We start from the raw sequence: 14,241 nt of genomic DNA on the forward strand, positions 1-14,241 counted from the left end.
CAGGTGGCTGGTTTCAATCGTAACGTTCTTCCAGCCAGGGATCGCCGTTGTTGTGGTAGCCCCGGCGCTCCCAAAAGCCGGGATGATCGCTGATGGTGAAGTGGATGCGGCGCAGCCATTTGGCGGACTTCCAAAGATACAGCCGCGGCACCAGCATGCGCACCGGACCGCCATGCTCGCGGCTGATCGTGCGGCCTTCCCATTGATGCACCAGCAAGACGTCGGGCTGGTCGAACTGGTCCAGCCGGATATTGCTGGTGTAACCGTCGTGGGCGGTGAAGATCACGTGGTTCACCTCCGAAGACGGCTGGACGATCCGCAGCAGCGCCTGGGCCGAGACACCCTTCCAGTGGTTGTCGTAGCGCGACCATTGGGTGACGCAGTGCATGTCGGACGCCTGCTCGGTCTGCGGCAGGGCCATGAACTCATCCAGTCGCAGACTGAGACGGTTCTGTACCGCGCCATCGACGTCGAGGCGGAACTTGGCTTCGGTAACATCGGGCTGGGCCCCCAGGTCGAGCACCGGCCAATCCTTGACCAGGCGCTGACCGGGGGGCAGCCGGTCGTGATCGGGATCCGCCGTGGTGCCGGTCAGCAGCCGGCCCTGGCGTGCCCAGTCCTGCTTGCGCTCGATCAGCTTGTCGCGGATTTTGCCGGTGATCGGCACATCGTCCTCGGGCATGCGAACCTTTTTGGGGTGTTTGGGTGTGACCGACAGTGTGGCGGCTACGCGTCGGGTGGCAAGGATGACGCTGGTGAAAGCGTAGCGACCGCGCCGAGACCGGCCTGGGCGCGGTTGGCCGCACCCGGCGGCGCGGCCTGATTGACCGCCATGCCTCGCGGGAGGAAAGATGCGGCGTTATGATCCTGCTCATCGACAATTACGACAGCTTTACCTTCAATCTCTATCATTACCTGGGTGACGTAGGCACCCGGGGCGGTAAATTCGATTGCCAGGTGTGGCGCAATGACAAGCTATCGGTGGCCGATGCGATGGCGATGCGGCCGGAGGCGATCGTGCTGTCGCCGGGTCCGTGCACCCCGAACGAGGCCGGCATCTGCCTCGACCTGATCGCCGCGGCAGCCGGCAAGGTGCCGCTGCTTGGGGTGTGTCTGGGCCACCAGGCGATCGGCCAGGCGTTCGGCGCCGATGTGGTGCGCGCGCCGCAACCGATGCACGGCAAGGTCAGCGCGATTGTCCATGCCAACAGCGATATCCTGGCTGGCCTGCCCTGCCCGTTCCGCGCCACCCGCTATCACAGCCTGATCGTTGAGCGTGACACTCTGCCCGACGTCCTGGCTGTCAGCGCGTGGACCGACGATGGGCTTATCATGGCGATGCACCATCGCACGCTGCCGATCTGGGGCGTGCAGTTCCACCCCGAGAGCATCGCCAGCGAGTGCGGGCACATCATCCTGGCCAACTTCCTGGCCCTGGCGGCCGGCAGCAACGCCCTTGCCCATAGCGACTGAGTTTTGTCCGCCAACCTGAAACCGTTGATCGCCCTACTCGCCGCCGGCGAGACGCTGACCGACGAGCGGGCGGAGATGGCGTTCGACCTCATCATGTCGGGCGAGGCGACGCCGGCGCAGATCGGCGCGTTGCTGATGGCGATGCGGTTGCGCGGCGAGACGGTGGCCGAAATTACCGGGGCGGTGCGCGCGATGCGGGCGCGGATGACCGCGATCGAGGCTCCAGCCGGGGCGATCGATGTTTGCGGCACCGGCGGCGATGGGGCGGGCACGTTGAACGTGTCCTCGGCGGTGACCTTCGTCGTGGCCGGCTGCGGCGTTCCGGTGGCCAAGCACGGCAATCGGGCGCTGTCGTCGCGCACCGGCGGGGCCGATGTGCTGACCGCGCTTGGGGTCAACGTGGAGGCGCCGATCGAGTCGCTGTCCGATATCCTGACCAAGGCCGGCTGCGTCTTCCTGTTCGCGCCGCGACATCATCCTTCGATGCGGCATGCCGCCGGACCGCGGGTCGAGCTGGGGACCCGGACCATCTTCAACCTGCTGGGACCGCTGGCCAATCCGGCGCGGGTGCGGCGGCAACTGACCGGGGTGTATGCCGCCGCCTGGACCCGGCCGATGGCGGAGACGCTGGCGGCGCTGGGGCATGAGGCGGCGTGGATCGTGCACGGCATGGGGCTCGACGAACTGTCGGTCGCTGGACCGAACCAGGTGACCGCGCTGCACGACGGGACTATCCGCAGCTTTGTCGTGCATCCCGAGGACGCCGGGTTGTCGCGCGCCCCGGTCGCGGCGATCCAGGGCGGCGACGCGGCATTCAACGCGGCCGCGCTGGAAGCGGTTCTGCAGGGGGCCGCGGGCGCCTACCGCGATACCGTGCTGCTGAACGCCGCGGCTGCCCTGATCATCGCGGCTCGGGCCAAGGACTTGGGCGAAGGTGTTTCGTTGGCAGAGCGTTCCATCGCATCCGGAGCGGCCCATGCCGCGTTGCAGGGCTTACGCCGGGTGAGTCTCCTCACTGCATCGTGCGCTTGACCATTTTCAGCCTGACTACGCGGGTTGCATATGGTTTAGGTGTTTGTTTGATCGCGCGATCGGCGCCTGGGGTTTGATCGGGCGACTGGCGCGTTGGGGTCTGATCGGGCGACTGGCGCGTTGGGATTTGATGGCGCGACTGGCGCGTTGGGCAGGCTCCGCTCGGGGCGATCGTGCTTAGGGAGGCTGGATGGCGGACGATATTGGCGCGATGCCGGATGTGCTCGCCCGCATATGCGACGAGGCACGAGCGGATGTCGCGGCGCGCAAGGCCAGGCGCGGGGTGGAGGTGCTGCGCCAGGAGATCGCGGCGGGTCACGATGCTCCGCGCGGCTTCGGCTATGCGCTGAAGCAGGCCTCGGCCAGCGGTCGCTATGGGCTGATCGCCGAAATCAAGAAGGCGTCGCCGTCGGGTGGCCTGATCCGGCCGGACTTCGACCCGGCGTGGCTGGCGCGGGCGTATGAGGCGGGCGGCGCGGCGTGCCTGTCGGTGCTGACCGAACGGGTGCATTTCCAAGGCGACGCGGAACACCTGAAAGCGGCGCGCGCGGCGGTGAAGCTGCCGGTGCTGCGAAAGGATTTCATGCTCGATCCCTGGCAGGTTTATGAAAGCCGAGCGATGGGGGCGGACTGCATTTTGCTGATCATGGCGGCGCTGACCGATGCGGTGGCGCGGGAACTGGAGCAAGTCGCCCTGAGCCTCGATATGGATGTTTTGGTCGAGGTTCACGATCGTGAGGAGCTGGATCGGGCGCTGTTGCTGGAGACCTCGCTGATCGGGATCAACAACCGCAACCTGAAGACGCTGAAGACCGATCTGGGCGTGACCGAGACGCTGGCGCCGCTGGTGCCCCCGGACCGGTTCCTGATCGCGGAAAGCGGGATCCGCAACACCGACGACCTGCGGCGGCTGTCGGCGGTCGGGCCGAACTGCTACCTGGTGGGTGAGAGCCTGATGCGCCAGAGCGACGTGACGCAGGCGGTGCGGGAACTGCTGGGCGACGGCATCTGATGAGCGGGTTCAGTCATTTCGATCAGGCTGGGAACGCGGCGATGGTCGATGTGTCCGACAAGGCGGCGACCGCCCGGACGGCGACCGCGCGGGTGCGGGTGGTGATGGCGCCGGCGACGCTGGCAATGATCCAGCAGGGTTCGGCCAAGAAGGGCGACGTGCTGGGCGTAGCCAGGCTGGCCGGGATCATGGCGGCCAAGCGGACGTCGGAACTGATCCCGCTTTGCCATCCGCTGCCGATTTCAGCGGTGCAGGTCGATCTGGAGGCTGATGCGGCGGCGAACGCGGTGGAAGTCAGTGCGACGGTGCGCACCACGGGTCAGACCGGGGTGGAGATGGAGGCGCTGACGGCGGCGAGCGTGGCGGCGCTGACGGTGTACGATATGTGCAAGGCGGTGGATCGTGCGATGCGGATCGATGGGTTGCGGGTGACGCACAAGGACGGTGGGAAGTCAGGGGCTTTTTCGCAGGACTGACAGGCTCCCGGCTGGTCGCCCGGGCTGGCCGCCTTGTCACCTGGTGCGGCGTGTAGTTACATTCGCCATGTGGGTTGTCGTGAAGACAGCGCCATGTCCAATGATCGGATAACGAATGCGCCTCTCGCGGCAAGCGGTCCCCTTCCATCGAGCAGGCTCGCCACTTCATCGCATCGTCAAGATCCCGATTGTCGTGGCTCTGGCGCTGACCGGCTTGCTGTCGTTTGCCTGCGGCACGGTTCGCGCCGATGACAGGATCCTGCGGGTTTCGCTGAACACCGAACTGCAGGTGCTCGACCCGATCGTGACGACGATCAACGCGACGCGGGTGTTCGCGTATCTGGTGTTCGACACGCTGGTGGGGATCGACCGCGAGGGTCATTACCATCCGCAAATGCTCGATGGCTGGCAGATCGGCGACGATCGCATGAGCTATACGTTCCGGATTCGATACGGTCTGGTTTGGAGCGACGGCACGCCGGTCACCGCGGAGGATTGCGTTGCCTCGATCCGGCGCTGGGCGAAGCGGGAGCCGATCGGCGGGCAACTGATGCAGGCGACGCGGGACCTGAGCGTGATCGATGCGAAGACCTTGTTGCTGCGGTTGAACCGGCCGTTTGCTTTCGTTATCGATTCGCTCGGCAAGCCGGGCCACACCATCCCGGTGATGATGCCGGCGCGGCTGGCCCGGCTGGATGCCAACACCGCGGTGCCGGAAATCGTCGGGTCGGGCCCGTTCGTGTTCGACGCGGGCGAGTGGCGGCCTGGCGAGCGAGCGATCTTCCACCGCAACTCTCTGTATCGCCCGCGTGACGAACCGGCAGACGGGCTTTCTGGCGGCAAGAAGGTCTGGTTCGACGAGGTCGATCTAATCAGCGTGCCGGATCAGGCGACGCGGGTTGCCGCGCTACAGACCGGGGAACTGGATCTGCTGGAGATCGTTCCATTCGACTTCATCGATACGCTGCGGAAAGATCCTGCCATCACCGTCGCGTCGCAGCGCGGCGTCGAGCAGATGATGTCGATCGTCAACATCAACCACGCGAAGCCGCCGTTCAACAACGTACTGATGCGGCGGGCATTGCAGGCGGCGATCGGGCAGCCGGATGTGCTCGCCTCACTAGGCCTGCCCGCAGACATGACGCGGCCGTGCCATTCGATCTACATGTGCGACGCGCCAGGCACGACGGATGCCGGGACCGAGGTCTACCGTGGCGCCGGGATCGATCGCGCCCGGGCGCTGCTGCACGAGGCGGCCTATCACAACGAGCCCGTCGTGCTGCTGCATTCGGCGAGTTCGGCGCTGCTCAATCCGACCGGACTGGTGATCGCCGATCAAATGCGGCAGGCCGGCTTCAAGGTCGACGTCCGCACCTCGGATTATGCCACGGTGGCACAGCGGCGGCTGAGCCAGGCGCCGGTGGACCAGGGCGGATGGAGTGTGGCGCCGATCGTCTGGAACGGTATCGATCTGGTCAATCCGTTGTCCGACCCGGCGGTGTCGAACAACTGCTCAGAGCACAATCCCGGCTGGTATTGCGATCAGGCGTTGACCGATTTGCTGCATCGCTATTCCGAGGCCGCGGGCGACGAGCAGCGGCGGGATCTTGCCGCACGGATCCAGGCGGAGTTCCATCGTAATGTGAACTATGTGCTGGGCGGCCAGTTCTCGGCGCCAGCCGCCTATCGGTCGAATCTGCACGGTCTCGTGCCGTTTGCCTTCCCGGTGTTCTGGAACGTGGAGCGGCGGTAGACCAGCCCAGGGCGGAACCGGTTGAGGAGATGCGACATGGATGACGTGCAGGCGCCGCCTGGATGGCCGGCGGACCGGCCGTTGGCGATTTCGGTCAGCGTGATGCTGGAGGGTTGGGCGGCGCCGGATGCTCCGGGGATGGGACCGATGGGCAATCTGCTGAAACCCGGCACGGTCGATCTGCAGGCACGGTCTTGGGCGGATTACGGCGCCAAGGTGGGCGCCTGGCGATTACTCGATCTGCTCGATCGGCAGGGCGCCAGGGCGGTGTTCTACACCTCGGGTGTGGTGGCGGAGCAGTTTCCGGCGCTGGCGGCGGCGGTCGCCGGGCGCGGCCATTCGGTGGCGGCGCATGGCTGGAGCCAGGGCACCGTGCCGGCCTATCTGACGCCGGAGGAAGAGGTTGCCGATATCGCGCGTTGCGTGGCGGTGATCAGCCGCGCCGCCGGGTCGCCGCCGGCGGGTTGGCTCAGCCCGCGATGTACTCCGAGTGCCGCGACCTCGGGGCTGCTGGCGGCTAAGGGGTTTGTTTTTCATGCGGATATGTTCGATGCCGATCTGCCGTATTTGATCCGGACGCCGTCGGGGCCGCTGGTCGGGGTGCCGTTCACCATGGAGGTGAATGACATGCCGCTGTACGTCCGATACGGAAACGAACCGGATGCGTTCACCCGGATCCTGACCCGGATCGTCGACGGGTGGCCGCGGCTGGGCAGTCCGTTCTGCTGTCTGGACATCACCGTTCATGCCCATGTGTTCGGGCGGCCGTATGGCGCGCTGGCGTTGCTGGATGCGCTGGACGTGGTGCAACGCAGCCCGCACTGCTGGGTCACCAACCACGCGGAACTTGCGGCGCTGTGGGCAGTCGCCACCTGAGTTGTCTAGCAGCCGGGCGGGCAAGCTCTTTGCGAATAGCGCCGGTTGGGCGCCATTAAATTTCGCCCGAAGGCGGTATAGCGCAATGGCCGATGCACGGACGGCTTGCCGCGCACCGTCGGGACAAGCAGTTAACCGGTTTTCGGTTAACAGTCACTATTGCATTGCATCATCTATGTTTTTTACCTTGGCACGCTTGTCTGGCCGGCCGATATGCCGGTAGTGAGCGAGCGACGCGACCGCGCTTGGGCCGTTCCGGCCGGCGCGACGATGCTACAGTGGCGGGAGAACGTCGAAATGGCGCAGGCGGCCGAGGCGAGAAAACGCGGCAAGACCAAGGACGGCGCGGTGGACCGCGATACGCTGCTGAAGGCGTATCGCTCGATGCTGTTGATCCGGCGCTTCGAGGAGAAGGCCGGGCAGCTTTACGGCATGGGTCTGATCGGCGGGTTCTGTCACCTCTATATCGGCCAGGAAGCGGTCGTTGTCGGGGTGCAGTTGGCGCTGGGCGATGGCGACCAGGTGATCACATCATACCGCGATCACGGCCACATGCTGGCGACGGGCATGGAAGCGCGCGGCGTGATGGCGGAGCTGACCGGGCGGTCGGGCGGCTACTCGCGTGGCAAGGGCGGGTCGATGCACATGTTCAGCAAGGAGAAGAAGTTCTTCGGCGGCCATGGCATCGTCGGCGCGCAGGTCAGCATCGGCACCGGGCTGGCGTTCAGCAACCTGTATCGCGGCAACGACCGGGTGGCAATCACTTACTTTGGCGAAGGGGCGTCGAACCAGGGCCAGGTGTTCGAAAGCTTCAACCTGGCGGCGCTGATGAAGCTGCCGGTGGTCTATGTGATCGAGAACAACAAGTACGGCATGGGCACCTCGGTGGAGCGTGCGTCGGCCAGTCACGACCTGTCGAAGAACGGCGCGCCGTGGGGCATTCCGGGGTCACAGATCGATGGCATGGATGTGCTGGCGGTGAAGCAAGCCGCCGAGGCGGCGGTGGCGCGCTGTCGCGCTGGCAAGGGTCCGTATTTGCTGGAGGTGAAGACCTATCGCTATCGCGGCCATTCGATGTCGGATCCGGCGAAGTATCGCACCCGCGAGGAAGTGCAGATGATGCGCACCCAGCATGATTGCATCGAGAGCGCGCGGCGCCGGCTGGAACAGTTGGATGTCGAGGAGAAGCAGATCAAGTCGATCGACGACGAGGTCAAGGGCATCATCCAGGACGCCACCGACTTCGCGCAGGCCAGTGCGGAGCCGGAGCTTGCTGAGCTCTACACCGACGTGATGCTGGAGGGCTGAACGATGGCGACGCAGATCCTGATGCCGGCGTTGTCACCGACGATGACCGAGGGCAAGCTGGCGCGCTGGTTGAAGGATGTCGGCGATGACGTCCGCGCCGGTGACGTGATCGCCGAGATCGAGACCGACAAGGCGACGATGGAGGTCGAGGCGGTTGACGAGGGCACGCTGGCCCGGATCCTGGTGGGCGAAGGCACCGAGGGTGTTGCCGTCAACACGCCGATCGCGGTGCTGAGCCTGAACGGCGAGGATGTCTCGGCGGCGGAAGCGCCAACGGCTGAGGTTCGCAAGGAATCCGCCGCGCTGCCGAAGGTGGCGACGCAGGGTGCCGACCCGGCGGCGATCGCCGAACAGGGGGCGAAGGGGCAGCGCCAGGACGCGCTGGCGGCGGCGCCGGCTCCGGAGAAGGATTGGGGGCCGAGCAAGCCGGTGACCGTGCGCGAGGCGCTGCGCGACGCGATCGCCGCGGAGATGCGGCGCGACGGCGACGTATTCCTGATCGGCGAGGAGGTCGCTCAGTATCAGGGCGCCTACAAGATCAGCCAGGGGCTGCTGGACGAGTTCGGCCCGAAGCGGGTGATCGACACGCCGATTACGGAGCATGGATTCACCGGAATGGCGGTCGGCGCGGCACTGAGCGGGTTGCGGCCGATCGTCGAGTACATGACCTTCAACTTCGCCATGCAGGCGATGGACCAGATCATCAACAGCGCGGCCAAAACGCTCTACATGTCGGGCGGCCAGATGGGCTGTCCGATCGTGTTTCGCGGGCCGAACGGCGCGGCGTCCAGGGTCGCCGCCCAGCATTCTCAGTGCTATGCCAGTTGGTATGCGCATGTGCCGGGACTGAAAGTCGTCTCGCCCTGGTCGTCGGCCGATGCCAAGGGTCTGCTGCGCTCGGCGATCCGCGATCCCAACCCGGTGATCATGCTGGAGAATGAGATCCTGTATGGGCAGACCTTTGAATGCCCGGTCGATGAGGATTTCGTCGTGCCGATCGGGCGCGCCAAGATCGAGCGGGTCGGTGAGCACGTGACCATCGTGGCGTTCAGCATCATGGTCGGGGTGGCGCTGAAGGCGGCCGATGCGCTGGCGGAACAGGGGATCGAGGCCGAGGTGATCAATCTGCGCTCGCTGCGCCCGCTGGACACCGCGACCATCGTGGACAGCGTGAAGAAGACCAGCCGGCTGGTGACGGTGGAGGAAGGCTGGCCGTTCGCCGGCATCGGCGCCGAGATCGCGATGCAGATCGTCGAGCACGCGTTCGACTGGCTGGATGCGCCGCCGGTTCGGGTGCATGGCGTAGACGTGCCGCTGCCGTACGCTGCGAACCTGGAAAAGCTGGCGCTGCCGCAGCCCGACTGGGTGGTCGATGCGGTGAAGAAAATCGTCTGAGCGGGAGCGTTACTTATGGCGACCAATATCCTGATGCCGGCGCTGAGTCCGACGATGACTGAGGGCACCCTGGCCCGCTGGCTGAAGAAGGAAGGCGAGACGATCAAGGCCGGCGACGTTATCGCCGAGATCGAGACCGACAAGGCGACGATGGAAGTCGAGGCCGTCGATGAGGGCGTGCTGGGCAAGATCCTGATCGAGGACGGCACCGCGAACGTGCAGGTCAACGCGCCGATCGCAGTGCTGGTGGGTGACGGCGAGGCAGTGCCCGACCAGGCGCCGGCACCGGCGGCGAAACCGGTGCAGGCCGCGCCGCCGGCTGCATCGAGGCAGGCTGAGGCTGCGCCGCCGCCGGTGCCGAAGCCGGCGGCTGCGCAGCCGGCTGCCCGGCCCTCCGCACCGCCGGCGCCGAAGCCACAGCGCGCCGCGGCAGCTAACGGCCACGCCGCTGACGGCGAGCGGATCTTTGCCTCGCCATTGGCGCGCCGGATGGCGGCGCAGGCGGGGATCGCGTTGTCCGGGCTAAAGGGCAGCGGGCCGAACGGGCGGATCGTGCGCGCTGATATCGAGGCGGCTCGGAATGGCGGCGCGGTCGAGGCAAAGGCGGCGTCGATGCCGGCACCGGCGGTTGCGCCGCCCGCCGCGGCGCCGATCGGCATCGCGACCGCGCCGGCGGTCAGCGCGCCGCACAAGCTGATCCCTCATACGTCGATGCGGAAGGTGATCGCCAAGCGGCTGAGCGAGTCGACCGCGACGATCCCGCACTTCTATGTCTCGATGGACATCGAGATCGACGCGATGATCGCGCTGCTGAGCCAGTTGAACGCCAAGTCGCCGCCGAAGGAGCAGCCGGGCGCCTACCTGGTCACCATCAACGACATGGTGATCAAGGCGGCGGCGGCGACGTTGCGCAAGGTGCCGGCGGTGAATGCGAGCTGGACCGACGACGGCATGGCGTTCTACGACGATGTCGATATCAGTGTCGCGGTTTCGATTGCGGACGGGCTGATCACGCCGATCATTCGCCACGCGGATGCCAAGGGGCTGGCGACAATCAGCCGGGAGATGAAGGATCTGGCCGGGCGGGCGCGGGCCGGCAAGCTGAAGCCGGAGGAATTCCAGGGCGGTGGGTTCTCGATCTCGAACATGGGGATGTTCGGCGTGTCGGCATTCACCGCGATCATCAATCCGCCGCAGTCGGCGATCCTGGCGGTGGCGGCGGGCAAGAAGCGGCCGGTGGTGAACTCCGATGGTGAGCTTGCAGTGGCGACGGTGATGACTTGCACGTTGTCGGTCGATCACCGCGTTGCCGACGGCGCGCTGGGGGCGAGCTGGATGCGGACGTTCAAGCAGGTGGTGGAGGACCCGCTGAGTTTGCTGCTGTAGCGGGGTCGGAAGGACCCAATCACGCTGATGCTGCATTTCTTTCCGCATTACGCCAATGACGTAAGCGAGCATCCGTTTGCGGTCGAGCTGCGCCGTTGTCAGCTACCGCATCGGTTTTTTGCTTCCGAGGTCGACCGGAATTACACGACATTGGCGGAGCGACTTTTCGTGGCTTATCCGCGCATGATGTGGGTCGCGCTTGGTTCGGCTATCCGGTCATTGCTGCTGAGCCGGCCGCGTCCGGTAGCGGCAGTCGTCGGGTCCGATATCGAAGCGCTGATTTTCGGCCTCATTCGAACGCTGCTTCGGCTTCGCACGATTATCGTATACGAAACGCTGATCATCGCGCCGCGCCGATCGCCTGTCTTGAGGGCGGCAACTCATGGCTACTTCGGCTTTATACTTTCGTTGATCGACGTCGCCATCTGCCACTCTCGTGCCGAAACCGTTCAATATGCCGCAGCCTTTCCCCGCGCGCGCTGCCGCTTCGCTTGCGTTCCCTATGGCACCACCGTGACAAACCATCGGGCAGTTATAGCGAAATACAGAAACCGGACTGAAACCGCGGACATCGTTACCGCCGGTCGTTCCGGAAGGGACTACACGACGCTGGCAAAAGCCATCGAAGGCTTGCCATGCAGGCTGCGCATCATATGCAATCTGGCGAGTTCGGTGGCCGGCATCACGCAAAACGAGCAAATAACGGTGATCCGAGACTGCTTCGGCGGAGACTACATAGACATGTTGGCTAAATCCTTGTTCGTCGTCGTGCCGCTTGCCGCCGATGATGTCTCCGCTGGGCAAATGGTGCTGCTGCAGGCGAGCGCACTGCGGAAGGCGGTGGTCGTCACCCGAACAACGACAACGCTTGAATACGCAACCGACACCGAGGATGCTTTGTTCGTCGATATCGGGGATGTCCAGCAAATGCGGACCGCCATAAGGCGGTTGTTGGAGGACACGTCGCTGCGGGATCGGCTTGCCGAAAACGCGCTTGGGCGTTTCGAGCGATGTTACACGACGGAACAATACGTCCGAAATATGGTTGCCGCGATCGTTACGGTGGCGCGTCCCGGAAAGGCGGATGCGTTGCGCCATGGTTCGGAGTACTAACGTGCTTTCTCAGAGCGATCCTGCGAATTTTCGGTTCCGTATCCGTAACGCCACGGCGACCGACGTCGGCCACATCCTGCGCCTAGTCCGAGCGTTGGCCGAGTATGAACGGATGGGCCACGAGGTTACGGCCACCGAGGCCGAAATGCGCGAAGCGCTGTTCGGCACCCTGCCCCGCGCCCACGCACTTCTGGCGGAGGTTGCCGGCGAGCCGGTGGGTCTGGCGCTGTTCTACTACACGCTGAACACCTTCAAGCTGCGGCCGAACATCTTCCTGGAAGACCTGTTCGTCGATCCGGCCAACCGTGGCAGCGGCATCGGCATCGCCCTGATGCGCGCGCTGGCGCGGCGTGCCGAGGCGGAGAATTGCAGTCGCGTCGAATGGCGTGTGCTGGACTGGAACCAACCGTCGATCGAGTTCTATCGTCGTATTGGAGCCGAATCGATCAAGGATTGGCACACATTGTTGCTGGACGGCGCCGCGCTCGCCGCGCTGGCGGAAGGAACTTCGCATGACTGACCAAGCGTTCGACCTGATCGTCCTCGGCGGCGGCCCGGGCGGCTACGTCGCCGCGATCCGTGCCGCTCAGTTGGGGATGAAGGCCGCGGTGGTGGAACGGGAAGATCTGGGCGGCATCTGCCTGAACTGGGGCTGCATCCCGACCAAGGCGCTGCTGCGCACCAGCGAGATCAACCAACTGCTGCACAATATCGGGGAATTCGGTTTCGATGCGGTGGAGCCTCGCTTCAACATCGACAAGGTAGTAAAACGGTCGCGTGCGGTGGCGAAACAACTGTCCTCGGGCGTCGCGCATCTGTTGCGCAAGAATAAGGTCACCGTGTTCGACGGTGCCGGAAAGCTCGCCGGCAAGCAGACGGTGTCGGTCAGCAAGGACGGCAAGGACGTTACCACGCTGAAAGCGCAACATATCATCCTGGCGACCGGCGCCCGCGCCCGCCAGCTTCCCGGAATCGAGTCCGATGGCAAGCTGATCTGGTCCTACAAGGACGCCATGGTGCCGCCGATGTTGCCGAAATCGCTACTGGTGATCGGATCGGGCGCCATCGGGATCGAGTTCGCCAGCTTCTATCTCAACATGGGCGCCAAGGTGACGGTGGTTGAAGTGCTGCCGCGCATCCTCGCCGTCGAGGACGAGGAAATCTCCAGCTTCGCGCACAAGGCGTTCGAGAAGCAGGGCATGAAGATCATCACCGGCGCCACGGTGAAGGCCGCCAAGAAGGGCGCTAACAACGTTACCGTAACGGTCGAGGCCGGCGGCAAGAGCCAGCAGATCACGGTCGATCGGGTGATCTCGGCCGTCGGGATCGTCGGCAACGTCGAGAATCTTGGGCTGGAGGGCACCGCGGTGAAGGTCGATCGCGGCCATGTCGTGATCGACGAATATTGCCGCACCGGCGAGCCCGGCGTCCATGCCATCGGCGACCTTGCCGGGCCGCCCTGGCTGGCACACAAAGCGAGCCATGAAGGCGTGCTGTGCGTGGAAAAGATCGCCGGCCTCAACGATGTGCATCCGATGGATGTGCTGAACATTCCCGGGTGCACGTATTGCCGGCCGCAGGTCGCCTCGGTCGGGTTGACCGAGGCCCGCGCCAAGGAGCAGGGGCACGAGGTCAAGGTGGGAAAATTTCCGTTCATCGGCAACGGCAAGGCAATCGCCATGGGCGAGCCCGAAGGCATGATCAAGACGGTGTTCGACGGCAAGACCGGTGAGTTGTTGGGGGCGCATATGGTCGGCGCCGAGGTGACCGAAATGATCCAGGGCTACACCATTGCCCGCACGCTGGAGACCACGGAAACCGAGCTGATCAATACGGTGTTCCCGCATCCGACGGTTAGCGAGACGATGCACGAGGCGGTGCTGGACGCCTACAAGCGGGCGATCCATTTCTAGTCCAAGAGGGCGATTCACGCTCTTGGTGATGCCACCAAGAGCGATCGCACTTTGGCAGGCACCGTCCCATTTTATATGGAAATACTATATGATGGTCGGGTGAGCCGCATGGTTTCTTTAGTTTCGCGGGTCTATCTGATGGCCCGTTGAACAATCGGCGGCCGGTTCGCGGCGCGGCCTAAGGAAACACGACCATGCTTGACCTGATCTTCCTCGCCACCGGCGCGGCGTTTCTCTACGCCTGCGTGCTTTACGCCTTCGCCTGCGATCACCTGTAGGACCACGCCGATGATGTTGGACTATGCGCTGGGTGGCCTGGTGACCGTCTTCATCCTGGCCTATCTCGTCGTCGCGCTGATCAAGCCCGAACGCTTCTAGGGCATTCGATAGAGGTTTGAACCGATAATGCTCTGCAACTCATTGTTCGAGGGGACGATGCACGCTTTTGGTGACGGCACCAAAAACGATCGCCCTCTTGGCCACGTTACGTTGCCCGGAACACCA

Annotated in this window: 14 protein-coding genes; 13 read left to right on the top strand and 1 reads right to left on the bottom strand. The window is 64.7% G+C overall.

The features are described 5' to 3' along the window. Window positions 1-13: 13 nt before the first annotated feature. Window positions 14-682, bottom strand: coding sequence for a sulfite oxidase-like oxidoreductase (locus tag ACQY4T_RS18575; RefSeq protein WP_428533746.1), 669 nt, complete (start codon window positions 680-682; stop codon window positions 14-16). Between the two features lie 179 nt (window positions 683-861). Between ACQY4T_RS18575 and ACQY4T_RS18580 the strand changes: the two genes are divergently transcribed. The 13 genes from ACQY4T_RS18580 (at window position 862) to kdpF (ending at window position 14,115) form a co-directional block, all read left to right on the top strand. After that, complete coding sequence (locus ACQY4T_RS18580; protein WP_428533748.1) at window positions 862-1,473, top strand: anthranilate synthase component II; 612 nt, start codon at window positions 862-864, stop codon at window positions 1,471-1,473. A 3-nt stretch (window positions 1,474-1,476) separates the two neighbouring features. After that, window positions 1,477-2,505 (top strand): anthranilate phosphoribosyltransferase, encoded by a 1,029-nt coding sequence (trpD, locus tag ACQY4T_RS18585; RefSeq protein ID WP_428533750.1) that lies wholly within the window; start codon window positions 1,477-1,479, stop codon window positions 2,503-2,505. A gap of 190 nt (window positions 2,506-2,695) precedes the next feature. Continuing rightward, entirely contained in the window at window positions 2,696-3,517 is an 822-nt protein-coding gene (gene trpC / locus ACQY4T_RS18590; RefSeq protein WP_428533752.1) for an indole-3-glycerol phosphate synthase TrpC, read from the top strand. Beyond that, window positions 3,517-3,993 (top strand): cyclic pyranopterin monophosphate synthase MoaC, encoded by a 477-nt coding sequence (gene moaC / locus ACQY4T_RS18595; RefSeq protein WP_428533754.1) that lies wholly within the window; start codon window positions 3,517-3,519, stop codon window positions 3,991-3,993. The genes trpC and moaC overlap by 1 nt, the downstream gene beginning before the upstream one ends. A gap of 193 nt (window positions 3,994-4,186) precedes the next feature. Further along, a complete protein-coding gene (locus tag ACQY4T_RS18600) occupies window positions 4,187-5,746 on the top strand; it encodes an ABC transporter substrate-binding protein (protein ID WP_428533756.1) in 1,560 nt (519 codons plus the stop codon). Between the two features lie 36 nt (window positions 5,747-5,782). Further along, a complete protein-coding gene (locus ACQY4T_RS18605; RefSeq protein ID WP_428533758.1) occupies window positions 5,783-6,622 on the top strand; it encodes a polysaccharide deacetylase family protein in 840 nt (279 codons plus the stop codon). Window positions 6,623-6,919: 297 nt separating this feature from the next. Further along, a complete protein-coding gene (gene pdhA, locus ACQY4T_RS18610; RefSeq protein WP_428533760.1) occupies window positions 6,920-7,930 on the top strand; it encodes a pyruvate dehydrogenase (acetyl-transferring) E1 component subunit alpha in 1,011 nt (336 codons plus the stop codon). A 3-nt stretch (window positions 7,931-7,933) separates the two neighbouring features. After that, complete coding sequence (locus ACQY4T_RS18615; RefSeq protein WP_428533762.1) at window positions 7,934-9,325, top strand: pyruvate dehydrogenase complex E1 component subunit beta; 1,392 nt, start codon at window positions 7,934-7,936, stop codon at window positions 9,323-9,325. 15 nt (window positions 9,326-9,340) lie between these two features. Next, on the top strand, window positions 9,341-10,711 hold the full coding sequence (locus ACQY4T_RS18620) for a pyruvate dehydrogenase complex dihydrolipoamide acetyltransferase (RefSeq protein WP_428533764.1): 1,371 nt from the start codon (window positions 9,341-9,343) through the stop codon (window positions 10,709-10,711). 27 nt (window positions 10,712-10,738) lie between these two features. Further along, on the top strand, window positions 10,739-11,824 hold the full coding sequence (locus ACQY4T_RS18625) for a glycosyltransferase (RefSeq protein WP_428533766.1): 1,086 nt from the start codon (window positions 10,739-10,741) through the stop codon (window positions 11,822-11,824). A 1-nt stretch (window position 11,825) separates the two neighbouring features. After that, window positions 11,826-12,344 (top strand): N-acetyltransferase family protein, encoded by a 519-nt coding sequence (locus tag ACQY4T_RS18630; protein WP_428533768.1) that lies wholly within the window; start codon window positions 11,826-11,828, stop codon window positions 12,342-12,344. Next, a complete protein-coding gene (gene lpdA, locus ACQY4T_RS18635; protein ID WP_428533770.1) occupies window positions 12,337-13,737 on the top strand; it encodes a dihydrolipoyl dehydrogenase in 1,401 nt (466 codons plus the stop codon). Before ACQY4T_RS18630 ends, lpdA begins: the two co-directional genes overlap by 8 nt. A 288-nt stretch (window positions 13,738-14,025) precedes the next feature. Then, window positions 14,026-14,115 (top strand): K(+)-transporting ATPase subunit F, encoded by a 90-nt coding sequence (kdpF, locus tag ACQY4T_RS18640; protein ID WP_428492749.1) that lies wholly within the window; start codon window positions 14,026-14,028, stop codon window positions 14,113-14,115. Window positions 14,116-14,241: the final 126 nt, after the last annotated feature.

This window comes from Rhodopila sp. (assembly GCF_965277825.1).
Lineage (GTDB): Bacteria > Pseudomonadota > Alphaproteobacteria > Acetobacterales > Acetobacteraceae > Rhodopila.